Below are 24,748 nucleotides of genomic sequence, written 5' to 3'. Positions count from 1 at the left end.
TTTATTCACGCTTGGAGGCGGGTTATTACTGCCCATTAATGCGTAAAGGAACAAGGCGCGAATTATTCGCGCCTTGTTTCCTATTATTAACCATCTTCGGTTGTACTTAAACCATTTTCATGAATTATTTAGTTATCGTGGTACTATTATCAACTAAAAAGTCAACCGCTTTTTTCATCTTCAGATCCTCTTTTAATACTTCCGTGCTTCCACCAAGCGCTTGTACCAACTGTTCGGTACTAGCACCGTACATGGACGCCATATTCTCCAGTTCATTCTCCGCATCTTCATCAGTAACTTCCAAACCTTCCTGATTGAAAATGGCTTCTAAAACAAGATTACTTTTGACACGTTGTTCTGCATCGTCTTTAAGTTGTTCACGTAATGCTTGTTCATCCTGACCAGAGAACTGCTGGTACATTTCCAATGTCATGCCTTGCATTTGCAGACGCTGTTCAAATTCCTTAACCATCCGATCAAGCTCGGTATCAATCATAGCAGATGGTATATCAACCTGTGCATTGTCTGTAGCTTGACTGATTAGTGATTCCTGCTTTTGATTCTCAGCATTTTGCTTTGCTTGCGCTTCTAAATTTTCACGTGTTTTTTGTTTTAATTCGTCAAGTGTTTCTACTTCTTCATCAACATCTTTAGCAAATTCATCATCAAGTTCAGGCAACTCTTTTGTCTTTATTTCATGAATTTTGACTTTAAACGTTGCTTCTTTACCTGCTAATTCCTCTGCATGATAATCTTCCGGGAAGGTTACATTGATTTCCGTTTCCTCATCAGAACCCTTTCCAATCAACTCTTCCTCAAATCCAGGAATAAATTGGCCAGATCCAATTTCCAATGAAAAATTATCGCCTTTACCACCTTCGAATGGTTCACCGTCAATGAACCCTTCAAAGTCAATCACTACTGTATCGCCCTCTTCAATTGTTCCTTCTTCTTTAACGATCAGTTCTGCATGATGTTGTCGTTGATGTTCGATTTCATGATCAACATCCTCATCAGTTACAGTTGTATCCTGTTCTTCCACTTCAAGACCCTTGTATTCTCCTAACGTTACCTCAGGTTTTACCGTTACTTTTGCAGTGAACACAAGATCCTTACCTTGTTCAATTTCTTCAATATCAACTGCTGGTTGTTCAACTGGCTCAATTCCGGTTTCTTCAACAGCATTCATATATGCGTTTGGAAGCACGATATCAACCGCATCCTGGTACAGAGATTCGACACCAAAACGTTTATCAAATATCTTGCGTGGAACCTTCCCCTTACGAAATCCAGGAATTTGCACCTTTTTAACAACTTTTTTAAAAGCTTGATCCAGTGCTTTATCAAACTCGTCCGCACTAACGCTAAATGTCAAAACCCCTTCATTACCTTCTTGTTTTTCCCAATTTGCTGTCATGCTACTTCCCTCCAAAATCTATTCATTCCATTAATTATTTGTTCAAGACATTTCTGTTTGTACAAAGATATAAGATGAACCTAAATTTACAACCATTTTATTATAACATAATTAGTGACCCTTTCAAGCAATTCCTAAGGTTATTCATCAATAACGAACAAATATAGTTTCTCACATCGTTCTATTTGTTCTTTATATTCTTGTACCATAAACTGATCCGAATGGTCTTTTATCGGCAAATTTAACCGTTCTTTACCAATTGCCATTAACGCTCTGGCAATTATTGTTACATCCTCATCAGGCGGCATCACAGGATAGCGTACATAGCTATACTGGAGTAGTAATTTTTCCACCAGCATATATAATGTTGGGTTTTCCTGCTCCAAACCTCCGATCTGAAGTTTTGTTTGTTTTACAATACTATGTTCATCATATTTAACAACTGAATTCGGTACCACTGTCAAGTTGTGGTTCAATTTATGTATGGTAACTGGTTCAGAAACATCCATTTCCTGTAACAGTTGAAAAAGGCTTGTTTTGATAACCGGGTGGATCTGCTCGCTGATTAACAATGGAGTCAGCAAAGCTAATTTAGGTTTTATTTTTTCACTTCTGATTTTTTTTAGGAACAGCCATTGTTTTTCGTAATCACTTTCTTCAACTGCTTTTAGCAATACTTTTATGTATTTATCCAATTTCAGTTCTTTTTGCTGGTGGTTCATTTTTTCGCTCATATCATATAACTGCTTGAATTGGTCTTCATATAGAGGAGGAATATTATCCGTTTGGCATTCCGCTTCAATTTGTTCCATTAATTCCTCATATTGGCTGGTTTGAAATAATAAGGTTAAATAAATATGTAAATATTGATAATAATGTTCTCCTTTATGCGCGATTAAGTCTTCACACAAATCCTGTGCATCATCAAGATATCCCAATTCCATTAAACAAATAAGCTTGCCAATCAAAATCTCATGATTCGCTACTTGATAGTTTATCAGTTTATTCAATTTTTCCAATGCTTCTTCATAACGTTTTGCTCTAAGAGCTGCCAGGCTTTCCTCCTCAAGTTCTGTTTTCCACTTAGGAAAAAGCACGACATTGTTGTTATCGCACATATCTTAACTCCTTCCATCCTTTACTGCGATAAACCATTGCAAAATATATACCCCATTGTGTATGCAATAAAACCCTTTCATTTCATCATAACACGATTACTATGTAAAAAAAAGAAACCTATTGCATATATAGGTTTCTTGCTAAAAAAGCGTCCCAGGCAGGATTCGAACCTGCGACCCACAGCTTAGAAGGCTGTTGCTCTATCCAGCTGAGCTACTGGGACATTCATCAAACTTATGTATGGAGCGGGTGAAGGGAATCGAACCCTCATCATCAGCTTGGAAGGCTGAGGTTTTACCACTAAACTACACCCGCATCACAATCGATTAGCAGAACTTTTTTAACAGACAAGATCTATTATAGGCATCTATTGTACATTTGTCAATGGTTTTGCCAGGAATTTTAAGGCTTATCCATTGTTCTTCTATAGATAAACCCTAAAGTTCCTTTGCTAGTAGTAAAACCCGACTAAATCACCATTCTTATTGTCCGATTTTCGGTTTTTAACCTGTTAAAAATGTATAATTTTGATGGTATGGTTAATTAAGCCGTGCTAGTTAATTAAAGATGTATGATATGTAAGTTCCTTTACCATTTCTCCATCAATGTTATAAAAATTAACATAGACATTATCTTTTGCTGTCCAACTAATAATTGCATACGTACATTCGGATATCTTTCTTGGCATTCGAATACTGCCAGGGTTTATAAATAACTGATCTCCGGATTTCTCCGCACCAGCAATATGTGTATGACCGAAACAGACGATCTGGGCATTACTCTCCTGCGCCCGATACGCTATATTCATTAAGCTCATTTTTACTTGATAAAGATGTCCATGTGTAACAAATACATTGACACCGTCTGCATCAATCAACTGTTCATTCGGAAATCTGGAGTCACTATCGCAATTTCCGGCAACTTTAACATATCCCTCAAGTTCAGGTGCATCCATTTCCAATTCCGAATCTCCGCAATGAATCATGAAGTCTGCATGATGCCGTTCCCTAATTTGCGTTAATTCATTTGTTAAACCATGGCTATCACTAACAACTAAAATATTTGGCAATTCAGACCCTCTCCTTAAACGTTTGACACGATTTAATCTTACCAGAAGTCCGGATATGAATCCAAAAATATCATTCGAGTTTCCTGGTCAAAGCTGGAATATCGTTTTCCAATTTGATTATCGCTTTTTTTCGGTGACTGATGGCGTTTTTTTCTGATGGATCAAGCTCAGCCATTGTTTGTGAATAACCAGTTGGGATAAAAACAGGGTCATACCCAAAACCATTTTTCCCCTTAGGTGCCATTGCGATACTGCCTGTGCAGACTCCTTTATAAAAGGTAGTCTCATGATCCGGCATGGCAATCGCAAGCACGCATACAAAGTGGGCTTGACGATGTTCAGGAGGTACACCCTTCAGTTCGTTCATTACTTTAACCAGATTATTCTCATCATTTTTTGGTTCACCGGCATAACGCGCGGAAAAAACCCCTGGCCTGCCATCCAAAGCATCGATCATTAAGCCGGAATCATCAGCTAGCACAGGTATTTGCATTCGTTTGGCAATCGCTTCGGCCTTTATGGCAGCATTTTCTTCAAAGGTAGTTCCTGTTTCTTCAATATCTGGAATACTTTCCGGTAAATCCAATAAAGACACAGCCTGAATTTGATACCTATGAAAAAAATCCCTGAATTCTGTCGCTTTACCCGGGTTTTTGGTTGCAATGATAAGCTGTTTCATTTTCCGCCTCCATTATGGTCGTTTTATCTGGATTCTCCGATTCGTTCGGCTAGTGTACCAAGTGTTGCGCGTTGTTTTTCAATAATGGAAGTGATGCCTTCGTTTGCAAGCCCGAGCATAGTTTGTAGCTGGTTTGCGGTAAAGGTTGCCTCTTCCCCTGTACCTTGGATTTCTACAAATTCACCGGAACCTGTCATGATAATATTCATATCTACATGTGCCTTGGAATCTTCTTCATAATTCAAATCCAAAATTTCAGTTCCGTCTGGCATTACCCCTACAGAAATGGCTGCCAAAAAGTCAGTGACCGGCATTTTGGTTAATACTTTTTTATCCAGAAGTTTCCCGAATGCTTGAACAACCGCGACAAAAGCGCCGGTAATCGATGCTGTCCGGGTTCCACCGTCAGCCTGAATAACATCACAATCTACCCAAACTGTTCGTTCGCCGATTTTGTTCAAATCAACAACCGCCCGTAACGCCCTGCCAATCAGTCGCTGAATTTCCATAGTTCGGCCACTTACTTTTCCCTTGGAGGATTCACGAATGTTTCGCTGCTCTGTTGCCCGTGGCAGCATCGCATATTCAGCTGTAATCCATCCTTTGCCCTGACCGCGCATAAAAGGAGGAACTCTATCTTCAATGCTTGCATTACAAATCACTTTTGTATCTCCGATCTGAATCAATACAGAGCCTTCAGGATGTTTAACAAAATTGGGTATGAAAGTAATTGGTCGTAAACTGGTTGATGTACGTTGATCATTTCTCACTATTAACTCCTCCTTATAACAACTACAATCGTAACATATTTTTCGCAATGGCAACACGTTCATACATTGGATTTTCTTAACCAAAGCACAAAGGCGTAAGCGCCCGGTTAGCGGCGTATGTGCTGTGCCCGTGCAACACGGGTATTTAATATTTATAATTTCCTAAGCAATAAAAAGAAGGGCTGTATTACCAGCCGCTTCATTTTAAAGCTCTTTTGTTTTAGTTACCATGTCTTCAGTTACCGGCTCCGTGTATGGTTCACCATTTTCATTGAAAAGCTTATCAACATCCTCTACCTTTACATTAACTGCTTTAACACCTTTTTGTTCGGTTAATGTCCGCACTAAAGTTTCAATTACATCATCCGAGATTGTTGTCTTATCTTTATTCTCTAAAATATCCTGATTAAACTTTATGTCCAGCACACCATCATGCAATGACGGTTTTGCGGCTAAAGTCGTATCAGAATTAAACACCTGCTTGGCGTTAACTTTATACCCCGGTCCATTAACCAATGCCTGTACAATGGCCCCAAATACATCTTCACTTTTATCAGCTGCTACATGTTGTGTAACAGGAACAAAATATTTGGTATTGTTATATTCTGTTGGATAATACATCGTTACCGCCTTACTATCAATTAAGTCAACAGTATCTGTCTGTGTCAGATTAATGCCATTTGTCCTGGAGTAGCCATCCCCAATTGGTGTACCGTTTACGGGCATTTCAGTTTGCGGATAGCCATTTATCTCCAGTTTCATTTTATCGACACCATCAAACTGCGTTACCGTATATGTCATAGCCTCCAGTATTTTCAATTCATCATCTGCTTGATAGTTTTCAAATTCCTTGGAAACATCAACAACCAAAGTACCGTCATCCTTTAGATCCAGTCCCTTAATTTCTGTACCTGATGGAAGTACGGCTTGAAAACCATTTGGAAGCACATTTGCAACCGGCCCATCTTTTACCAAGTATTCTAATGCTTGCGTTGCTACTTCCATCGAATCGGCCTTAGGCAGTTCGACCGTTTGTGGAGCTACCATTCCATTGGCATCAAGTAAATATAATTGCCGCTTCACCGTTTGATCCGTCGCTTCTTCTTTTTTTCCCTTTTCAGCCTTTTTGTCAGTTGCTTCATCTTTGGCTGAATGGTTATCAAGATTATCTACTTGTTCGGCACCTTGTCCCTTTGGTGGATCCATTTCCTCATTTATTGATTGCTCCCCCTTAAAACAGCCTGACAATATGATGGACATACTCATAATCCCAGTCATAAGTAATATACCACGCTTCTGCATATGATTCCCTCCCACGATGGTTGTACTATTATATATACGAGCCTATCGTAAAATTAGACCAACATGCAGAAAAAAATCAGGCTTTGCTTATCCTGACGTTAACAAATGACCGCCTTTTCAATCGATACTTTTTGAAAATCGGCATCAGTCTTAAAAACATCCTCCGCGATTTTACGAAACGTTCCTAATTCGCCAGTCGCATAAAATTGATGCACCGGAATACGGTCTCCTGTATATAATTTCTTATGAAACGATAAAATCGCACTTGTCTCACGGGCAGTCTCTTCACTGGACGAAATAACTGTAACACGATCACCCATCACTTCCTGGATGGTGTCTTTAATTAGCGGATAGTGAGTACATCCAAGAATTAATGTATCAATATGGTTATTTTCCTTCATCGGTTTCAGGGCATCCTCAACAACCTGTTTCGCTGTTTCTCCACTTAATATTCCTTGCTCTACCATTGGGACAAACGTGGGACAGCTTTGTACATGAACGTGGATATCTGAACGGATGTCCCTTAAGGCTTGTGGATAAGCTTGACTGCGAACAGTTCCCTCTGTGCCAATTACCCCGACATAGCCGTTTGACGTAAAATTGATTGCCGCTCGAGCACCAGGCTGAATAACCCCTATCACCGGTATTGACAATTGTTCCTGCAATTCAGTTAACGTAAATGCTGTGGCAGTATTACAAGCAATAACAAGCATTTTAATCTTCTTTTCCAACAGGTATTCTACCATTTCCCAAGTGAATTTCCTTACCTCTTCTTTAGATCTTGGACCATAGGGGCAACGCAATGTATCACCAAGATAAATCAATCGTTCTTTCGGCAGTTGTCTGATTAACTCATGAGCGACGGTTAAACCACCAACCCCTGAATCGATAACGCCAATTGCATCCTCCAAAAAAATCGCCTCTTCTTTGCTGTTATTTATCATGATTGTTCTTCATTTGTGTCTAAAGCAAAACGAATAGTTCATGCTTTCCTGCCATTCCGGATAACATTTTCTATTCCTGCCGTTTTTCAATTACTTCACTAATAATATTTCTCCCCTTCAATAATACATGTATGCGAACAACACACCAGTCGTTGATGTCACATATCCGTTTGACATTTTATTTTTTTCATTAAGTCGACCAAAACAGTTGTGACACTAAAAGCCAAGCTGCTTTTCTATTTTATCATAAACCAGTTTTATGAACTTAACAAAAACCACCTCATTTAAAGAGGTTGTTCAAAAAGTCCGGTGCTCAAAGCTACGCCGCCTTGAACTGCTCAGTCCTTTTCATCCTCGTTTTTGAACACTCACTTAAATGTATTTTACCTGTCAACGACGCGGCAAATTTGTTTTTTTCCTCTTCGCTAAAAGCAGCGTTCATTAATTTGCGTTTATTTTCAGTACACATAGAAAATAAATATGATGACGCTTCTATAAATTGTGCTCACCGATTGCCTTTGCATTCATAAGCTATAGTGACTAAATAATTCCCTTCAATCTGCAGCTCTATGACAGTAAGGAGGGGTTAAGATTTGAAGGACAACGACTATAAACCGAAGCAATTATTAACAAAACGAGAAAAAGAAGTATTCGAACTCTTAGTACAAGACAAAACAACAAAAGAAATTGCCCAGGAATTGTTTATATCTGAGAAGACTGTCCGTAACCATATTTCCAATGCTATGCAAAAATTAGGGGTCAAGGGGCGATCGCAGGCAGTAGTAGAGCTCCTTCGCATGGGGGAATTAAAGCTCTAACAAAAACCGGCTTTCATCTATGAAGGCCGGTTTTTAGTCGGCCTTCCTTAACATCTCACTTTTTCTGCGGGGTCTTCACACTGCGCATTCCCACAGGAGTCTCCGTGTTTTTCCTCCGCTAACTAGTTTATCATTACCATTTTTATTCATTAATTTCAACCATAGATTTTGGTGGACCCAAAAATCAAAAAGAAATGGTCTCTATCGTGCGCCGATAGAGACCATCATCATATAATAAAAATCCGCATTAAATACGATCACTGCCAAAGAAATTCTTAAATGCCTGAATGTTTGTATCCCGGTTCATTGCAGCAATGGAGGTAGTTAACGGAATTCCTTTTGGACACACCTGAACACAGTTTTGCGCATTACTGCATCCAGAAATTCCACCATCTTCCATGAGAGCTTCCAGCCGTTCACTTTTATTCATTTCCCCTGTTGGATGTGCGTTATACAACCGTGGCAATGATAGCGCAAACGGTCCGATGAAATTTGATTTATCATTTACATTTGGACATGCCTCTACACATACCCCGCAAGTCATACATTTTGATAGTTCATATGCCCATTGCCGTTTTTTCTCCGGCATACGTGGTCCAGGTCCCAAATCATAGGTGCCATCAATTGGAATCCAGGCTTTGATTCGCTTCAAGGCATCAAACATCTGCTCCCTATCAACAATCAAGTCACGTACAACTGGGAACGTGCTCATTGGTTCCAGACGAATTGGCTGTTCCAATTTATCAACTAACGCCGCACAAGCTTGACGGGCAGTACCATTAATCACCATAGAGCACGCACCGCACACTTCCTCCAAACAGTTCATGTCCCATTGTACGGGGGCTGTTTTTTCTCCTTTTGCATTCACTGGGTTTTGTCTTATTTCCATCAACCCGGAGATCACATTCATATTTGATTTATAAGGAATTTGGAACGTTTCCTCATAAGGAGCAGAATCCGGGCTGTCTTGACGCTTGATAATAAACGTAACAGTCTTTTGCTCAGCCATGTCTATCCCTCTCTCCTTAGTGTTTTTTCGTGTAGTCACGCAACCTTGGCTTTATTAAGGAAGTATCAACTTCTTCATATGATATTTCCGGGGCATTTTCTTCTTTGTTAAACCTGGCAATTGTTGTTTTTAACCATTCTTCATCATTACGATCCGGATAATCTGGCTTGTAATGCGCTCCCCGGCTTTCATTACGGTAATATGCACCCAATGTAATAACACGAGCCAAATGCAGCATGTTTTTCAATTGACGGGTAAACATAATACCTTGATTACTCCAGCGTGATGTGTCATTAACATTAATGTTTTCCCAGCGTTCCTGGAATTCCTGAAGTTTTTCATATGTCTTCATCAATTTGTCATTATGGCGCACAACAGTTACATTATCCGTCATGATTTCGCCTAATTCCTTATGGAGACTGTAGGCATTTTCATTACCATCCATCTTCATCATGGCTTCAAATTTTTCCTGTTCCTCTTTTTCCCGATCCTCAAACAGCTTGGAAGAAAGATCAGAAACATGCTTATCCAGACCATCAATATATTTAATTGCATTTGGACCTGCCACAGAACCGCCATAGATCGCTGATAATAAAGAGTTTGCACCTAAACGGTTGCCGCCATGCTGTGTATAATCGCACTCACCGCAGGCAAATATTCCCGGGATATTGGTCATTTGATCATAATCAACCCACATACCGCCCATGGAGTAATGAACCGCCGGGAAAACCTTCATTGGTACTTTTCGCGGATCATCGCCAACAAATTTCTCATAAATTTCAATGATTCCACCTAATTTGACATCCAATTCTTTTGCATCTTTATGAGATAGATCAAGGTAAACCATATTTTCACCATTGATACCAAGTTTTTGATTGACACACACATCAAAAATTTCACGGGTCGCAATATCACGAGTAACCAGATTTCCGTAGGCTGGATATTTTTCCTCCAGGAAGTACCATGGTTCTCCATCTTTATACGTCCAAACACGACCACCTTCACCACGTGCTGATTCACTCATCAGACGAAGCTTGTCATCACCCGGGATTGCGGTTGGGTGAATTTGAATAAATTCACCGTTAGCATACTTCACACCTTGTTGGTAAAGCGCACTGGCTGCCGACCCAGTATTGATCATGGAATTTGTTGATTTCCCGAAGATAATTCCTGGCCCGCCAGTCGAGAAAATTGTTGCATCAGAAGGGAATGACTTAATTTCATGTGTTTTGATGTCTTGGGCAACAATCCCTTTACCAACACCGGCTTCATCAATAATAGCACCCACAAATTCCCAGCCTTCAAATTTTGTAACCAAACCTTCGACTTCAAAGCGTCTGACTTGTTCATCAAGTGCATATAGCAGTTGCTGTCCTGTAGTTGCCCCGGCATATGCTGTACGGTGGACATCCGTACCACCAAATCGCCGGAAATCAAGCAAACCCTCTGGTGTACGGTTAAACATGACGCCCATACGATCCATCAAATCAATGATGCCAGGCGCTGCTTCACACATCGCTTTTACAGGCGGCTGATTAGCCAAAAAGTCACCACCGTATACCGTATCATCAAAGTGTTTCCAAGGTGAGTCACCCTCACCTTTTGTATTCACCGCACCGTTAATACCGCCTTGGGCACATACAGAGTGAGAACGTTTTACAGGCACAATCGAAAACAGGTCTACATTCACACCCGCCTCAGCTGCTTTAATTGTTGCCATTAAGCCGGCAAGACCACCGCCGACAACAATAACTTTACGATTACTCATAATAAACACTCACTCTCCTAGTCATTAATCCTCTTAGATTCCATAGGCAAATGTTAATAAAGAACGAACACCAATGTAGCTGATCACTAAAAATATAATTAATGTTACATATGTAGCAATTTTTTGTGACCTTGGTGATTGCGTAAAGCCCCAGGATACCAAGAAACTCCATAAACCATTAGCAAAATGAAACGTAGTTGAAATCAGACCGATAATGTACACCCAGAACATAACCGGATTTGACAGAATATTTTCCATCAAACTGAAATCCAATGATGCATTGCCAAGCCAGATTTGAATCCGAGTTTCCCACACATGCCAAACGATATAAATAAATGTGATAATCCCGGTCACTCGCTGCAAAAAGTACATCCAATTACGGAAATAGCCATATTTCGTATAATTGTTCTTGGATACAAAAACAATATAAACCCCTAATATCGCGTGAAACAAGATTGGCAGATAAATAAGCACAAATTCCAACACAATTAAAAATGGCAAACTTTCCATGAATTCAGATGCTTTATTAAAGCTTTCCTCCCCATACACAGCAAAGTAATTTACCACCAAGTGTACGATCAGAAAGAGACCAACTGGTATGACCCCTAACAGCGAGTGTAGCCTGCGATACCCAAATTCGCGATGTTCCACTATGTATTACCCCCCTTAATAAATGTTATGTAATATTGGTTGTACGCATAGAGGATGTTCATAAAGTCCGGTGAAAATGGCGCCTCGAACAACGATGCATTCAGGACATGCTATATCGGCGTTGCAAAAGGACGCCTGAGAGAGTTAGCAGACCCTGACCCTTTTATCTTCCTTTTTGAACACACTCTTAGATGGACGGTGAAACTGTTTTTTTACCCCTGGTTATCCCATCACCGCCAAAATTGTACAATTTATGACACATTCATTGTACTTCTAACTACAATTAGCGTCAAGAAAACAGACAAGAAATTTTTTCAATCCGACCCCTTCCATCCGACCTTTTTGAACATCCTTTGTAAAAAATTCAACGGGATACTTGCACAACTCATGCATAAAATGGATAATAAATATAGCTTGTCATGCTACAGGTTATGGATGAGGTTGTAGCCTGTGGTTGTTTAAACATCGTATACATATTGATAGCAGATTGTCTTGTTAGGTAGAGAGGATGACACAAATGGGAAAGGAACCAGAATTATTCTCGTTATCCAAGCTGGATGAACTCCAAACATCCGGCGCTGGGTACGATGTTTTGCGATACATGGCGTTACCGGAATTGTTAGGATCAGAATCAGATACACTATTTTATTTTTTGGGGAAAAATTTGGCAAGAAAACTGGAATTAAGCTCGATTGATGATATTTATCAAGCATTTGATAAACTTGGCTGGGGACGATTGGAACTGGTAAAAGAAAAAAGGAGAGAACTCATTTTTCATTTAATGGCAGACTCAGTTGTGAATCGAATACAAGGGCCCTTCCCGGTAGAATTCCGCATTGAAGCAGGCTTTCTTGCTGAGGCTCTTCAACTGGTAAAAGGGGTTCCCTGTGAATGTGTGGAAGAAATTCATCATAAAATTTATCAGGTTGAGTTTTCAGTTGTTTATACTACCAAGTAACCAATTTTTAAGGGAACTGTTTCAAGTACAGTTCCCTCTTTTGTTTGAATGAACTTAAATGACAATAAAATTTGTTTTCCTTATCCGTCATTATTGTTATTTAAATGATCAAGTACTTGTTCAGCAATATTCTCGGGAATGCCCAGTTTGGTAATATCCTCTATTGAAGCCTTCCTCAATTCACCGACTGATTTAAAATGGGTCAGCAACAGGCGACGTCGCTTCTCACCAACCCCTGGTATTTTATCAAGCTCTGATTGTACCAGGTTTTTACCACGTAATTGCCGGTGAAAAGAAATCGCAAACCGATGTACCTCATCCTGAATCCGCTGTACCAGGTAAAATTCCTGTGATTTACGTGACAACGGTACAACAGACGGTGGTGTCCCATAAAGCAACTCACTTGTTTTATGCTTATCATCCTTCACCAGTCCGCATAATGGGATATCCAGGCCTAGTTCATTTTCGAGCACATCAAGCGCCACATTCATTTGTCCCTTACCGCCATCCACGATAATTAAATCGGGTAGCGGCAATTGATCCTTCAACACCCGTGTATAGCGACGACGAATTACTTCACGCATTGTTTCATAATCATCAGGCCCTTCAACATGCTTGATTTTATATTTACGATATTCTTTCTTATTTGCCCGCCCATCAATAAAAACAACCATAGCCGAAACAGGATCCGTACCCTGAATATTAGAATTATCAAACGCCTCAATCCGGTGGGGCACTTCAATTTGTAACACGTCACCCAACTGCTCTACCGCTTTAATAGTACGTGCTTCATCTTGTTCTATGATTGTAAATTTTTCTTTCAGGGAAATGGAGGCATTCTTTTTCGCCAATTCTACTAATTCCTTCTTTTTTCCCCTCAGTGGTACATGAACATCTACTTCCAGTAATTCCCTTAGAATCTCAGTATCCGTACCGATTGGAACAAGCACTTGCTTTGGTTTCAGGTGATGTTGATGCAAATAAAATCTGCCAATATAGCTTAAAAATGTTTCCTCGGGTTCATCGAAAAACGGGAACATGGCTACATCCCGTTCAATTAGTTTCCCCTGTCTAACAAAGAAGACCTGGATACACATCCAACCTTTATCATAGCTATATCCAAAAACATCACGATTTGTCCGATCATTCATTGTCATTTTCTGTTGCTCCATGACCGCTTCTATATGGTGAATTTGATCACGCAATTCTTTTGCCCGTTCAAAATTCAATGCTTCACTGGCAGCTATCATCTTGTTTTTTAGATCTGCCTTGATTTCTTTGTGCCCACCATTTAAAAATGTGGTGATATGCTGGACAATTTCTTTATATTCTTCTTCCGATGGAGGTGTTTCCGCACACGCCAAACATTGACCCATATGATAATAAAGGCAAAAACGTCCAGGTGGATTATTGCATTTTCGTAACGGATACAAACGATCCAGCAGCTTTTTGGTTTCTCTTGCTGCCAACACGTTTGGATATGGTCCAAAATATTTACCTTTATCCTTTTTTATTTTTCTGGTAATCAGCAGGCGCGGATGTCGCTCATTGGTTATTTTTAAATATGGGTATGTCTTGTCGTCTTTCAACATAACATTGTATTTTGGATCGTATTTTTTTATTAGATTCATTTCCAAAATAAGTGCTTCGATTTCTGATGAGGTGACAATATACTCAAAGTTATCGATTTCCTGCACCAATCGTTGCGTTTTCTTATCATTCGCACCGGTAAAATAAGACTTTACTCGGTTTTTTAATTTCTTGGATTTACCAACATAAATTACTGTTTGATGTTTATCTTTCATTAAATAACAACCTGGCAAGGCAGGGAGAACAGCTAATTTATCTTTAATGGTTTGGTTCATCATATCCTCCCCTTGCATCGTAAAACATCGCCTGTTTCGTCCCGTCTATAGCGTAAGGGCTCTTTAAACGCAAGACATCCCCTGTCACAGCAGTAACAAGGGATATTTTGCACCTTATATCATACTTTTCCATCGATTAAGCATGTTTATCAATTAATTCAACCAATGCTTCTTTCGGTTGAAAACCAATTACCTGGTCAACTACATTCCCATCCTTGAACAGGAGTAACGTTGGAATACTCATAACACCATATTTACCGGCTGTTTCCTGATTTTCGTCTACATCCAGCTTTACGATTTGAACTTTATCACTCATTTCACCATCAATCTCTTCCAGAACCGGTGCAATCATTTTACAAGGTCCACACCACGGTGCCCAAAAATCAGCCAAAACCAAGCCTTCTGAGGTTTCTTTTGTGAAATTCTGATCGGTTACATGTACAATTGCCATTCATTTCCCTCCTTATCTTACTTCTGGTTAGAGTATACCATCGTTATGATCCGGTAGCTAATAGTTTGCTTATCGGTTCCTGCATTATACAGGTTTTAATGCTCGAGGAGTCTGAACATCATCGCCCAGACTCCCCAATCAACGCACATTGTCTTAAAATCAGTAAAAAGGGATAAAATTCATGGTTTTTATTCAGCTTATACCAGGAAAGTCCCCGTCCGGCTCCAGCTTCCAGCGGACGCTTACGCCTTTGTTTTATGAAGGCACTTTGACCTTTTTGATTTCTTCAATCAGTTTTGGAATAACTTCAAATATATCGCCGACAATACCATAATCAGCTACATTAAAAATGTTTGCTTCCGGATCTTTATTAATGGCCACAATTACCTTTGAATTGGACATTCCCGCTAAATGCTGAATGGCTCCGGAAATACCACAGGCAATATATAAATCAGGGGTAACCACTTTACCGGTTTGCCCAATTTGCAAGGAGTAATCACAATAATCCGCATCACACGCGCCACGCGAGGCACCTACCGCTCCACCTAACAAATCTGCAAGCTCTTGTAATGGTTTGAATCCTTCCGCACTTTTCACACCGCGTCCGCCGGAAACAATTACTTTTGCTTCGGACAAATCAACACCTTCTGATGCTTTTTGGATCACATCTTTAACCACTGTACGCAGGTCAGTAATCTCAACATCTTTTGCTGTCACTTCGCCACTGCGGGATTGATCCCGGTCAAGTGCAGCAATATTATTTGGGCGAATCGTCACAAAGGTAACATCATCGGTTATCACTTTCTTTTCAAAGGCCTTTCCGGAATAGATTGGCCGAATAAACGCAACCTGATCACCATTTATTTCAATATCGGTCGCATCGGAAATCAAGCCAAGTTCCAGCTTACTGGCAATCTTAGGAGTTAAATCCTTGCCAATGGCCGTATGCCCCATTACAATTCCATTCGGAGATTCATCATCGATAATAGCCATCAATGCTTGACCAAAACCTTCAGGGGTATACGTTTTTAACTTTTCATGTTTAACTGTCACAGCCCGATCCGCACCGTAATAGATCATTTCATTTGCTTGTGCTTCCAGATCACTGTCGCCACAAACAACACCAACGATTTCTCCATCCGGGTTGATTTTTTTTGCAGCTGCAATTGCTTCAAAAGTAACGTTACGCAATGAACCATCTCTTGTTTCACCAATTACCAAATATTTATCACTCATGATTTGCATTCTCCCTTCTATGTTAAGTTCCTACAGTACCTTTGCTTCATTTTTAAGTAACGATACTAGTTCCTGAACCTGATCATCAAGTTCGCCTTCTAATACTCTGCCAGCCTCTTTTTCCGGGGGTAAAAATATTTCAATTGTTTTTGTCTTTGGTTCTAATTCATCTTCGTCCAAATCAAGGTCATCAATTTCCAGTTCTTCCAGTGGCTTTTTCTTTGCTTTCATAATTCCCGGTAAGGAAGGATACCTCGGGTCATTTAGGCCTTGCTGGCAAGTGACAAGAACAGGCAAACTTGTTTCAATTTTTTCCACGTCACCTTCAACATCTTTATCAATGTACGCAGTATCGTCCTCGATTTTCAGGCTGGTAATTGTGGTGACAAAAGAAATTCCCAACCGTTCTGCAAGCCTTGGTCCAACTTGACCGCTTGCTTCATCGATGGCCACATTACCGGCCAAAATTAAATCGGCTTCCTTATCCTCGAAAAACGCTTCCAAAATTTTAACTGTGGTAAATTGATCCCCGTCTTCCAAATCATCCTCTGTATTAATCAGAACAGCTTTATCAGCACCCATTGCCAATGCCGTACGGAGTTGTTTCTCTGATTCTTCATCACCGATCGTGATAACGGTTACTTCACCACCATGCGCATCCCGCTGATTAATAGCCTCTTCAACTGCATATTCATCGTACGGGTTTATAATGAATTCAACCCCATCATCTTCAATGCGGCCATTGGAAATGGCTATTTTTTCTTCAGTATCAAAAGTCTTTTTTAGTAATACATAGATATTCATCAGAAATCCTCCTTCGTCTATTTATCTTGAAAGTTAGGTTTACGTTTCTTTAAAAAAGCTGAAACGCCTTCCTTTGCATCCTCTGAATCAAAAACTTCACTAAAAGCCTTAGCTTCAGCATTCATACCATCTGTAAAACTTTCTGTAACGGAATAAGGAATTAATTTCATTATCCGGTCGATCGTCAGCTTGCCTTTAGAAGCTATTTTTTCCGCTAGTTTGATAGATTCTGTAACAACAGCATTTTCGTCCACAACACGGTTAACAAGACCAAATGACAGAGCTTCTTTGCCACTGATCGGCTCAGAACTCAGAATCATTTCATAGGCCTTGGCTGTGCCAACATAACGCGGCAAGCGCTGGGTTCCTGCAAATCCGGGGATGATACCTAGTGTTAACTCCGGCAATCCCAGCTTTGCATTTTCAGCCGCAATTCGCATGTGACAGGCCATAGCGAGTTCTAAACCCCCGCCTACAGCGGCTCCATGGATTGCTGCAATGAATGGAATCCCAAAATGCTCGATCCGTTCAAATAAATGCTGTCCTTTTTCGGAAAACGATTGATACTCAGATATCTGTTGAAAGGAAGAAAACTCTTTTACATTAGCACCGGCAGAGAAAAATTTCCCCTTTCCTGTTAAAACAACCACCTTAATCGTTTTATCTTTTTCAATTTCATCCAATTTTTCTGATAGTTCATCCAACACTGAAACAGATAAAGCATTTGCAGGTGGGCTTTGAATGGTTAATATAGCAACATGATTTGTTACTTCATACGTTAAAGCTCCCAATTTTTTATACTCCCCCTTTTACAAGTATCATAACAGAAAATGATTGGAGTAACTAGCCAAAAGTGAAAGCGCTTTGTTATTCATCCATTAATCCATGGATCAATAATCCGTGAACTTGGGGTGCTTGAGCCACCAAATCATATTTCTGCTCATTCATCACCCAGTTGGTAACAATTTCATCCATTGTGCCAAATATCATTTGCCTGACAAGTGGAAGATTCATGTCAGAACGAAAAATTCTTTCATCGATACCCTCGGAAATAAGTTGATCAATAACCTCCAAATACGGCTTTAATACGTTATTAATCTTTAAGCGCAGATCCTTGTTCGACTGACGCAATTCTAATTGGGTGACAATTGCCAGATGATGATCTTTTGCCAATTGATGAAAGTGCATTTCGATTAATGTTAACAATTTTTCACTGGCAGTTTGTTTCTTATTAATAGCTATAGCGATTTGTTCGATAAACTGCCCCATTTTTTCCTCAAAGAGGGAAACAAGAATATCTTCTTTATTTTTAAAATATAGGTAGATTGTACCGTCAGCAACACCGGCCTTTTTGGCAATTTTAGATACTTGCGATGCATAATAGCCATTTTCTGCAATGACGGCAACAGCTGCGTCAATGATTTGTTTGTATTTCGGTTTATTTTTTTCCATGTCTATCTCCTTAGCAGATCACAAATGAATGAATGGTCATTCATTTATAATTTTAGCTTGTTCCCCGGATTCTGTCAATCATCACCTTGTCCATCTCCCAGCCTGCCAATCTGTTCGTGCATTTAAACTGTTTTGCTGTCCTTCTGTACCTTCTCCTTTTCTTCATCAACCAATTTTCGTCTGAGGATTTTACCGACGGCTGTCTTTGGCAATTCATCACGGAACTCATAAATTCGTGGTACCTTATAAGCAGCCAAGTGTTTGCGGCAATGATGATTTAATTCCTTTTCAGTCAGTTGATAACCATCCTTCAAGACAATATATGCCTTAACCGTTTCGCCACGATAGGCATCGGGAATCCCGGCAACAACAGCTTCTTGAACCCCCTCGTGTTCATAAAGCACTTCTTCCACTTCACGCGGATAAATGTTATATCCGCCGGCAATAATCATGTCTTTCTTCCGATCAACGATATAAAAGTAACCTTGTTCATCCATATAACCGACATCACCCGTTAACAGCCAGCCATCTTTTAGAACTTGGTTTGTTTCATCCGGTTTATTCCAATAGCCTTTCATCACTTGTGGACCTTTGACAACCAATTCTCCTGTTTCACCAACTTTCACTTCATTCATTTCGTCATCCACGATTTTGGCATCGGTGTCAGGCCATGGAATACCGATACTCCCATTCACACGTTGACCCCAGACTAAATTCGCGTGGGTAACAGGAGATGATTCGGTTAAACCGTATCCCTCCACTAACTTACCAGCTGTAACGTCTTCAAATTGTTTCTGAACATCCGTTGGAAGCGGTGCTGAACCGCTGATACACGCTTTGATTGAGGATAGATCATATTTATTTAATTTTGGATGATTTAATAGACCGATATAAATGGTAGGTGCCCCAGGGAATAACGTTGTTTTTTGTTTCTGGATCGTTTTTAGAACCTCTTCCGGATCAAATTTTGGCAGCAATACCATTTTCGAACCGAACATAATGGACATATTCATCACGGCTGTCATCCCATAAACATGAAAAAACGGTAAAATACCCAGAATAACTTCTTTCCCTTGTTCTGCCTTGTACAACCAGGTTTGACACATTTGCACATTTGCAACCAGATTATAATGAGTCAGCATGACACCTTTTGGAAAACCGGTTGTCCCACCTGTATATTGGATTAACGCCAAATCTTCTTTTGGATCAACAGTCACTTCCTGGTAATTTTCAGAAGTATGTTCCATAATCAATTCCCAAACATGTGTATTTTCCGATTGCTCTGGTTTTACAACCATGTTATATTGTTTTTTCTGGATAAAAGGGTATGCCGTATTTTTTGGAAATGGTAAATAATCCTTTATTCCCGTTACGATCGTATGTTGAAGCTGTGTTGCATGCTGTACATTCATAACGGTTGGCAGTAATATATCCAGACAAACAATCAGCTTGGCTCCGGAGTCATATAACTGATATTCCAATTCACGCTCCTTATATAATGGGTTTGTCTGTACAACCGTTGCGCCTGCCATTAATGCACCATAATAACTGATAACCGATTGGGGAGAGTTTGGCAGCATAATTGCTACACGGTCTCCTTTCTCAATTCCCAATCCCTGCATGTAGCAGGCCATTTTCTTTGCTTGGTCATACAGTTCTTGAAAGGACAATTCTTTACCCATGAAGTGAAGCGCTTTCTTTTTCTTGTAACGCTTGGCTCCTTCCAGCAAAAAAGCATGTAAAGGCTTGTCATCATAGGTAATGGTTGTCGGAATATCGTCAGGATAATGCTTATACCAACGTCTTTCTTTCCCCATTTAATCTCCTCCTTGCGTAATAGTAGATGTTCAAAAAGTCCGGTAAAAATAATGTTTCAGGATAAGGGAATCTTCTGCTATAGTCACCCACGTCCTGTGGGCAACGCAGAAGAGCCATATCATGTAGAAACCCGCACTTATTTCTATTATACGACTTATTTATATTTTTTGAAATATATTTGATTAAAATCGGAGAAGTTATTTTTCTAAATCAGATAAACAATCCCTATAATCACAAAAACAATTGCAACGACAATTAATACTTTGGCTAATGTTTCCACCTTTCATTCTCCCTCGCACAAATATTTAATTTCAGTTGAATTCAATAATCGTGACGCCGCTTCCCCCTTCCCCAGATCCACCAGGACGACTGTTTTTGATTCTTGGATGTTTTTTAACAAATTCTTTTACCCCTGATCGTAACGCACCAGTACCCTTTCCATGAATAATGGATACCTTGTTATAGCCGGCCAGCAACACATCGTCTATATATTTCTCCAGCTGGGACAGTGCATCTTCATATCGTTCACCGCGTAAATCAAGCTCCGGTTTTACATGATAGCCTGAGCCCTTTACCGTCGCCAATGGCCTTTCTGGCGCTTGCTTTTGGTTGGAAAGGCGTTGTAAGTCATCACGTTTCACCTTTACCTTCATGATGCCAACCTGCACAAGATATTCATCATTACCCGCTTTTTCCAGTACAGTTCCAGGTTGATTCACAGTCAGTAACTTAATATCGTCACCGGGATGCAATTCATTTTTTGTATCTTTGGATTCTTGATGTGTTTGATTTTCCATTTTTTTAGACGAAAGATTAGGTTTTGCATCCTCGAGCATTTTTTTCGCTTCTATCCATTCATGCTCTTTTATGTCAGCATCGTTTTTCATCGAGCGGATTTCGCCGATGATTAATTCTGCTTCCTCTTTTGCCTTTTGTACAGCCTTTTCTGCCTTCGTTTCTGCTTTTTTATATAGTGATTCGCGCTTTTGTTCAAATTGTCGCCACTGTTTTTTTAAATCATTATGGAGTTTCTCTGTTTGCAGCAATATCTGATGGGCTTGTTCATAGTCTTTTTCCGCCTGGAGTTGTGATTGTTCCAATGATGCAATCATATTCTCCACGCTTTTCGAATCGACCCCGACAAGCTCTTTGGCATGGTCTATAATGGCGTCATTCAGACCCAGTCGTTTTGAAATTTCAAATGCATTACTTCGTCCGGGAACACCAATTAACAATCGATATGTCGGCTGCAATGTTTCCACATTAAATTCAACAGACGCATTAATAACACTATTCCTGTTATAGCCGTATGCCTTTAATTCCGGGTAATGAGTTGTAGCAATTACCCTGGCATTACGGGAAATGACTTCATCCAGAATAGCCATCGCCAGTGCAGCACCTTCCTGTGGATCAGTGCCTGCCCCGAGTTCATCAAAAAGAACCAGCGTCTTATCATCAACTTGTTCCATAATTGATACGATATTGGTCATGTGCGAGGAAAATGTACTCAAGTTTTGTTCGATCGATTGTTCATCACCAATATCAGCAAAAACGTGTTTAAAAACAGCCAATTCACAACCGTCAAGTGCAGGGATCTGCAACCCGGATTGGGCCATTAATGTACATAGTCCCACCATTTTCAATGTAACTGTTTTCCCGCCAGTATTTGGCCCGGTAATAACGATAGAAGTATAAGTCTCACCAATTTCTACATCATTGGTGACCACATCATCCGCGGGAATTAACGGATGACGCGCTTGTTTCATTTTAATGATACCTTGATCATTGATTTTCGGCATCGCTGCTTTCATTTGTTTTCCTAATTTTGCACGCGCAAACATAAAATCGATCTTGGCCAATACAGCGATGTTTTCTAACAAAAATGATTCGGCACTAGCAATTTGCCCACTTATTTCCCGTAAAATCCGTTCAATTTCCTGCTTTTCTTTTGCCCTCGTCCCCTGTAATTCATTGTTTAAATCAACCACTGCCCTTGGCTCGATAAATAACGTTTGACCAGATGCGGATTGGTCATGAACGATCCCGCCGATCGAGCCACGATATTCTTGTTTGACGGGCAATACGTACCGATCATTTCGAATGGTAATCAAGGTATCTGACAACATATTGCTTTTTGTTTTTGTATAATGATCTAATTTGTCGCGGACGCGTGATTCATACGTACGGATCGATGAACGGAGTCCACGCAATTTTTCTGATGCGCTGTCCATCACATAGCCGTGATCATCAATGCAGCTCTTAATGTGCCGCTCCAATTCCCGTAATGGGGTGATTTGTTCGGTAAGTGCGGTTAAGATTGGTGGTTCCTCTTCCAATTTTCCAATAAAATCTTTGACTTGCCGGCCGCCGTAGATTGTATCGGCTACATCAAGGCATTCCCCTGTATTCAACATTCCACCGATGACACTGCGCTTTACACTGCCCCTGATGTCTGATATACCACCTAGTGGGATCTTTAAATTTAACCGTTCGACTTGCAATGCTTCATCTGTTTCCTGCTGCAATGTTTGTACCTCGTCCATTTCGGTAACAGGTCGCAAAGAACTCGCCAGCTCCTTACCCAAGGATGTTGCAGCCTGATTCTGCAATTGATCCAGAATCTTATTGTATTCTAATACATGCAAAATTCGTTCGTTCATACATTCTTCTCCTTTTCCAAGTGAGCGTTTTGCTTCACCGTAAGAACCTGCCCAGTTACATATAGATCTGTCCACATTATTTATTCCGGTTCATATAATCCTGTAATCGTGTTTTTGTCCACGTATTGATAATCGTGTCTTTTTGCAGCCAACCCTTTCTCGCCGTTCCAACTCCATAACACATATGTTCAAGCATATGAAAACTATGAGCATCCGTATCAATGGCAATGGGCACGCCGGCATCCTGTGCCTTTCGCACCCATTCCGCCGCTAAATCAAGCCGATTTGGGTTCGCATTGATTTCCAAGGCAGTCTCTGTTTCTTTGGCTCGTTCGATTAACTGATCCAAATCTACTTGATAGCCCTCTCTTTTGCCAATTAGTCTGCCTGTCGGATGGGCGATGAGCGAAACATACGGACAATCGAGGGCTGCATATAACCGTTTCATAATCATTTCCTTTGACTGACGGAAACTGGAATGAATCGCCGCAATAACAAAATCCATTTCCTGTAAAAAATCATTTGTAAAATCAAGTGAACCATCGGGTAAAATATCCATTTCTACACCGGCAAAAATATGGATATCGGGATACTTATTATTTAATCGGGCAATTTCTTCCCGCTGTTGGCGCAATCTTTTTTCATTTAAACCATTGGCAACCCGCAAAAATTTGGAGTGATCGGTAATGGCAATATATTCATACCCTTTCTGGCGGGCCTGGTTTACCATTTCTTCAATTGATTGTGCACCATCACTCCATGTCGTATGCATATGCAAATCACCGCGTATATCCGCTAAGTTTACCAATTCGATATTTTCATTATAATTCTCTATTTCTCCTGTATTTTCCCTTAACTCAGGCGGGATAAAAGGCAATCCAAAATGGCGGAAGAAATTTTCCTCATTTTTAAAAGTAAGGATTTCACCCGTTTTATCATGTTCAATGCCGTATTCATTGATTTTTTCACCTTTTGCCTTTGCCAGTTGCCGCATTGCAACATTATGTTCCTTCGATCCGGTAAAATGATGCAATGTAGAAGCGAATTCCTTTGGTTCTACAATTCGAAAATCGACGTTAATATCATAAACATCATCAAGGGTTACCGATACCTTTGTTTGGCCGCTGGCAATGACCTCTTTGATATTATCTAATTCAAGCAACGCATCCCGAACCTTAAGTGGCTTGCTTGTAGCGATGATAAAATCAAGATCTTTGATAGTTTCCCGCATTCGTCTAAGACTGCCTGCCCGTGAAAAGGTATCAATTTCTGGAATTTCCTTTAAGTCCGCTTCGATTTTCTCTGCAAGCGGGAGCATGATGGCAATTGGTAAACGCTCCGGCCGTTTATTAGCGTCTGCTAAGGCTTTAATAATTTTTTCGACCGATTTTTTTCCGAAACCTTCAAGCATTTCAACTTTACCACTTTCGCAGGCTGCCTTTAACGAAACGGCATCCGTTACCCCAAGCTCCTGATACAATTTTGCCAGTTTCTTGCCTCCTAGTCCAGGCAGGTTTAACAACGGAATCAAACCGGCAGGCACCTCTTTTTCTAACTGTTTTAATGTTTCTGATTCCCCGTGGTTGAGATATTCATGTATTACTGTGCCTGTACCTTTGCCAATTCCTTTTATTTTTGTAAAATCATCTATTTCTGCCAATGAACGATCATCACGTTCAAGCGCTTGTGCTGCTTTACGATAAGCGGAAACTTTAAAGGGATTTTCACCTTTTAGCTCCAGATAAATAGCTATTTTTTCTAGTACATGTAAAACATCTTTTTTGTTTATCGTCATGCTGCTCACCTGCTTATCATCATATCTTCTGTAAATAAAAAGACTGATTCATGAAAGGCCCATACCAATTGTACACAAAATACAAGGCATATTCCTATAATGTGGAATCAGTCGTTAGTGGACGATTATATTGCAATCATGTTTTCCGATTTACACTACATTC

Annotated in this window: 21 protein-coding genes and 2 tRNA genes; 2 read left to right on the top strand and 21 right to left on the bottom strand. The window is 40.1% G+C overall.

Features of this window, described 5'->3' with window-relative positions; all coding sequences use genetic code 11:
• Positions 1-124 precede the first annotated feature (124 nt).
• The 9 genes from tig to racE form a co-directional block, all read right to left on the bottom strand.
• Positions 125-1,417: a trigger factor gene (gene tig / locus O2S85_RS07565; protein WP_269412055.1), complete on the bottom strand. Its 1,293-nt coding sequence runs from the start codon at positions 1,415-1,417 to the stop codon at positions 125-127.
• A 140-nt stretch (positions 1,418-1,557) separates the two neighbouring features.
• Positions 1,558-2,535, bottom strand: a complete 978-nt coding sequence (locus tag O2S85_RS07560) for a tetratricopeptide repeat protein (protein ID WP_269412054.1) — start codon at positions 2,533-2,535, stop codon at positions 1,558-1,560.
• A gap of 150 nt (positions 2,536-2,685) precedes the next feature.
• Positions 2,686-2,759 (bottom strand) — tRNA-Arg (locus tag O2S85_RS07555).
• 18 nt (positions 2,760-2,777) lie between these two features.
• Positions 2,778-2,851 (bottom strand) — tRNA-Gly (locus O2S85_RS07550).
• Between the two features lie 238 nt (positions 2,852-3,089).
• A complete protein-coding gene (locus O2S85_RS07545; RefSeq protein ID WP_269412053.1) occupies positions 3,090-3,605 on the bottom strand; it encodes a metallophosphoesterase in 516 nt (171 codons plus the stop codon).
• Positions 3,606-3,675: 70 nt separating this feature from the next.
• Positions 3,676-4,284 (bottom strand): XTP/dITP diphosphatase, encoded by a 609-nt coding sequence (locus tag O2S85_RS07540; protein WP_269412052.1) that lies wholly within the window; start codon positions 4,282-4,284, stop codon positions 3,676-3,678.
• A 23-nt stretch (positions 4,285-4,307) separates the two neighbouring features.
• Positions 4,308-5,054, bottom strand: coding sequence for a ribonuclease PH (rph, locus tag O2S85_RS07535; protein ID WP_269412051.1), 747 nt, complete (start codon positions 5,052-5,054; stop codon positions 4,308-4,310).
• A gap of 204 nt (positions 5,055-5,258) precedes the next feature.
• Positions 5,259-6,356 (bottom strand): GerMN domain-containing protein, encoded by a 1,098-nt coding sequence (locus O2S85_RS07530; RefSeq protein WP_269412050.1) that lies wholly within the window; start codon positions 6,354-6,356, stop codon positions 5,259-5,261.
• A 98-nt stretch (positions 6,357-6,454) separates the two neighbouring features.
• The gene (racE, locus tag O2S85_RS07525) at positions 6,455-7,267 is read right to left on the bottom strand and encodes a glutamate racemase (RefSeq protein WP_269412513.1); all 813 of its coding nucleotides are present in this window, start codon (positions 7,265-7,267) and stop codon (positions 6,455-6,457) included.
• A 626-nt stretch (positions 7,268-7,893) separates the two neighbouring features.
• On the opposite strand from racE, the gene O2S85_RS07520 reads away from it, so the two are divergent.
• Positions 7,894-8,118, top strand: a complete 225-nt coding sequence (locus tag O2S85_RS07520; protein ID WP_269412049.1) for a helix-turn-helix domain-containing protein — start codon at positions 7,894-7,896, stop codon at positions 8,116-8,118.
• 247 nt (positions 8,119-8,365) lie between these two features.
• Here the strand turns inward: O2S85_RS07520 and sdhB are convergent, their stop codons facing one another.
• The 3 genes from sdhB to O2S85_RS07505 are packed head-to-tail and all read right to left on the bottom strand — an operon-like array spanning position 8,366 to position 11,549.
• Positions 8,366-9,127 (bottom strand): succinate dehydrogenase iron-sulfur subunit, encoded by a 762-nt coding sequence (gene sdhB, locus O2S85_RS07515; RefSeq protein WP_269412048.1) that lies wholly within the window; start codon positions 9,125-9,127, stop codon positions 8,366-8,368.
• A 16-nt stretch (positions 9,128-9,143) separates the two neighbouring features.
• Positions 9,144-10,895, bottom strand: a complete 1,752-nt coding sequence (gene sdhA, locus O2S85_RS07510) for a succinate dehydrogenase flavoprotein subunit (RefSeq protein WP_269412047.1) — start codon at positions 10,893-10,895, stop codon at positions 9,144-9,146.
• 33 nt (positions 10,896-10,928) lie between these two features.
• Complete coding sequence (locus O2S85_RS07505; RefSeq protein WP_269412512.1) at positions 10,929-11,549, bottom strand: succinate dehydrogenase cytochrome b558 subunit; 621 nt, start codon at positions 11,547-11,549, stop codon at positions 10,929-10,931.
• A 514-nt stretch (positions 11,550-12,063) separates the two neighbouring features.
• Between O2S85_RS07505 and O2S85_RS07500 the strand changes: the two genes are divergently transcribed.
• Positions 12,064-12,504: a DUF2507 domain-containing protein gene (locus O2S85_RS07500; RefSeq protein ID WP_269412046.1), complete on the top strand. Its 441-nt coding sequence runs from the start codon at positions 12,064-12,066 to the stop codon at positions 12,502-12,504.
• A gap of 80 nt (positions 12,505-12,584) precedes the next feature.
• Here O2S85_RS07500 and uvrC read toward each other — a convergent pair whose 3' ends face one another.
• From uvrC to polX, 9 genes are all read right to left on the bottom strand, one after another.
• Positions 12,585-14,369, bottom strand: coding sequence for an excinuclease ABC subunit UvrC (gene uvrC / locus O2S85_RS07495; protein ID WP_269412511.1), 1,785 nt, complete (start codon positions 14,367-14,369; stop codon positions 12,585-12,587).
• A 136-nt stretch (positions 14,370-14,505) separates the two neighbouring features.
• Positions 14,506-14,820 carry a thioredoxin gene (gene trxA, locus O2S85_RS07490; protein WP_269412045.1) on the bottom strand — a complete coding sequence of 105 codons (315 nt, stop codon included), beginning with the start codon at positions 14,818-14,820 and terminating at the stop codon, positions 14,506-14,508.
• 255 nt (positions 14,821-15,075) lie between these two features.
• Positions 15,076-16,056: an electron transfer flavoprotein subunit alpha/FixB family protein gene (locus tag O2S85_RS07485; protein WP_269412044.1), complete on the bottom strand. Its 981-nt coding sequence runs from the start codon at positions 16,054-16,056 to the stop codon at positions 15,076-15,078.
• Between the two features lie 30 nt (positions 16,057-16,086).
• Positions 16,087-16,860 (bottom strand): electron transfer flavoprotein subunit beta/FixA family protein, encoded by a 774-nt coding sequence (locus O2S85_RS07480; protein WP_269412043.1) that lies wholly within the window; start codon positions 16,858-16,860, stop codon positions 16,087-16,089.
• A gap of 17 nt (positions 16,861-16,877) precedes the next feature.
• On the bottom strand, positions 16,878-17,651 hold the full coding sequence (locus O2S85_RS07475) for an enoyl-CoA hydratase (RefSeq protein ID WP_269412042.1): 774 nt from the start codon (positions 17,649-17,651) through the stop codon (positions 16,878-16,880).
• 76 nt (positions 17,652-17,727) lie between these two features.
• On the bottom strand, positions 17,728-18,312 hold the full coding sequence (gene fadR / locus O2S85_RS07470) for a fatty acid metabolism transcriptional regulator FadR (protein WP_269412041.1): 585 nt from the start codon (positions 18,310-18,312) through the stop codon (positions 17,728-17,730).
• A 122-nt stretch (positions 18,313-18,434) separates the two neighbouring features.
• Positions 18,435-20,129, bottom strand: coding sequence for a long-chain-fatty-acid--CoA ligase (locus O2S85_RS07465; protein WP_269412040.1), 1,695 nt, complete (start codon positions 20,127-20,129; stop codon positions 18,435-18,437).
• A gap of 312 nt (positions 20,130-20,441) precedes the next feature.
• Entirely contained in the window at positions 20,442-22,790 is a 2,349-nt protein-coding gene (locus O2S85_RS07460; protein WP_269412039.1) for an endonuclease MutS2, read from the bottom strand.
• 76 nt (positions 22,791-22,866) lie between these two features.
• The gene (polX, locus tag O2S85_RS07455) at positions 22,867-24,585 is read right to left on the bottom strand and encodes a DNA polymerase/3'-5' exonuclease PolX (RefSeq protein ID WP_269412038.1); all 1,719 of its coding nucleotides are present in this window, start codon (positions 24,583-24,585) and stop codon (positions 22,867-22,869) included.
• Positions 24,586-24,748 lie beyond the last annotated feature (163 nt).

Source organism: Lentibacillus daqui (assembly GCF_027186265.1).
Classification (GTDB): domain Bacteria; phylum Bacillota; class Bacilli; order Bacillales; family Amphibacillaceae; genus Lentibacillus_C; species Lentibacillus_C daqui.
This window is presented reverse-complemented; position numbering and strand designations above follow the sequence as displayed.

What these genes read in the sequence shown, in the direction of transcription:
- trxA (WP_269412045.1), bottom strand. Translation starts at nt 14,820, where the DNA reads ATGGCAATTGTACATGTAACCGATCAGAATTTCACAAAAGAAACCTCA.
- O2S85_RS07530 (WP_269412050.1), bottom strand. Translation starts at nt 6,356, where the DNA reads ATGCAGAAGCGTGGTATATTACTTATGACTGGGATTATGAGTATGTCC.
- sdhA (WP_269412047.1), bottom strand. Translation starts at nt 10,895, where the DNA reads ATGAGTAATCGTAAAGTTATTGTTGTCGGCGGTGGTCTTGCCGGCTTA.
- O2S85_RS07500 (WP_269412046.1), top strand. Translation starts at nt 12,064, where the DNA reads ATGGGAAAGGAACCAGAATTATTCTCGTTATCCAAGCTGGATGAACTC.
- O2S85_RS07460 (WP_269412039.1), bottom strand. Translation starts at nt 22,790, where the DNA reads ATGAACGAACGAATTTTGCATGTATTAGAATACAATAAGATTCTGGAT.
- tig (WP_269412055.1), bottom strand. Translation starts at nt 1,417, where the DNA reads ATGACAGCAAATTGGGAAAAACAAGAAGGTAATGAAGGGGTTTTGACA.
- O2S85_RS07485 (WP_269412044.1), bottom strand. Translation starts at nt 16,056, where the DNA reads ATGAGTGATAAATATTTGGTAATTGGTGAAACAAGAGATGGTTCATTG.
- O2S85_RS07480 (WP_269412043.1), bottom strand. Translation starts at nt 16,860, where the DNA reads ATGAATATCTATGTATTACTAAAAAAGACTTTTGATACTGAAGAAAAA.
- sdhB (WP_269412048.1), bottom strand. Translation starts at nt 9,127, where the DNA reads ATGGCTGAGCAAAAGACTGTTACGTTTATTATCAAGCGTCAAGACAGC.
- fadR (WP_269412041.1), bottom strand. Translation starts at nt 18,312, where the DNA reads ATGGAAAAAAATAAACCGAAATACAAACAAATCATTGACGCAGCTGTT.
- O2S85_RS07560 (WP_269412054.1), bottom strand. Translation starts at nt 2,535, where the DNA reads ATGTGCGATAACAACAATGTCGTGCTTTTTCCTAAGTGGAAAACAGAA.
- uvrC (WP_269412511.1), bottom strand. Translation starts at nt 14,369, where the DNA reads ATGAACCAAACCATTAAAGATAAATTAGCTGTTCTCCCTGCCTTGCCA.
- polX (WP_269412038.1), bottom strand. Translation starts at nt 24,585, where the DNA reads ATGACGATAAACAAAAAAGATGTTTTACATGTACTAGAAAAAATAGCT.
- O2S85_RS07465 (WP_269412040.1), bottom strand. Translation starts at nt 20,129, where the DNA reads ATGGGGAAAGAAAGACGTTGGTATAAGCATTATCCTGACGATATTCCG.
- O2S85_RS07540 (WP_269412052.1), bottom strand. Translation starts at nt 4,284, where the DNA reads ATGAAACAGCTTATCATTGCAACCAAAAACCCGGGTAAAGCGACAGAA.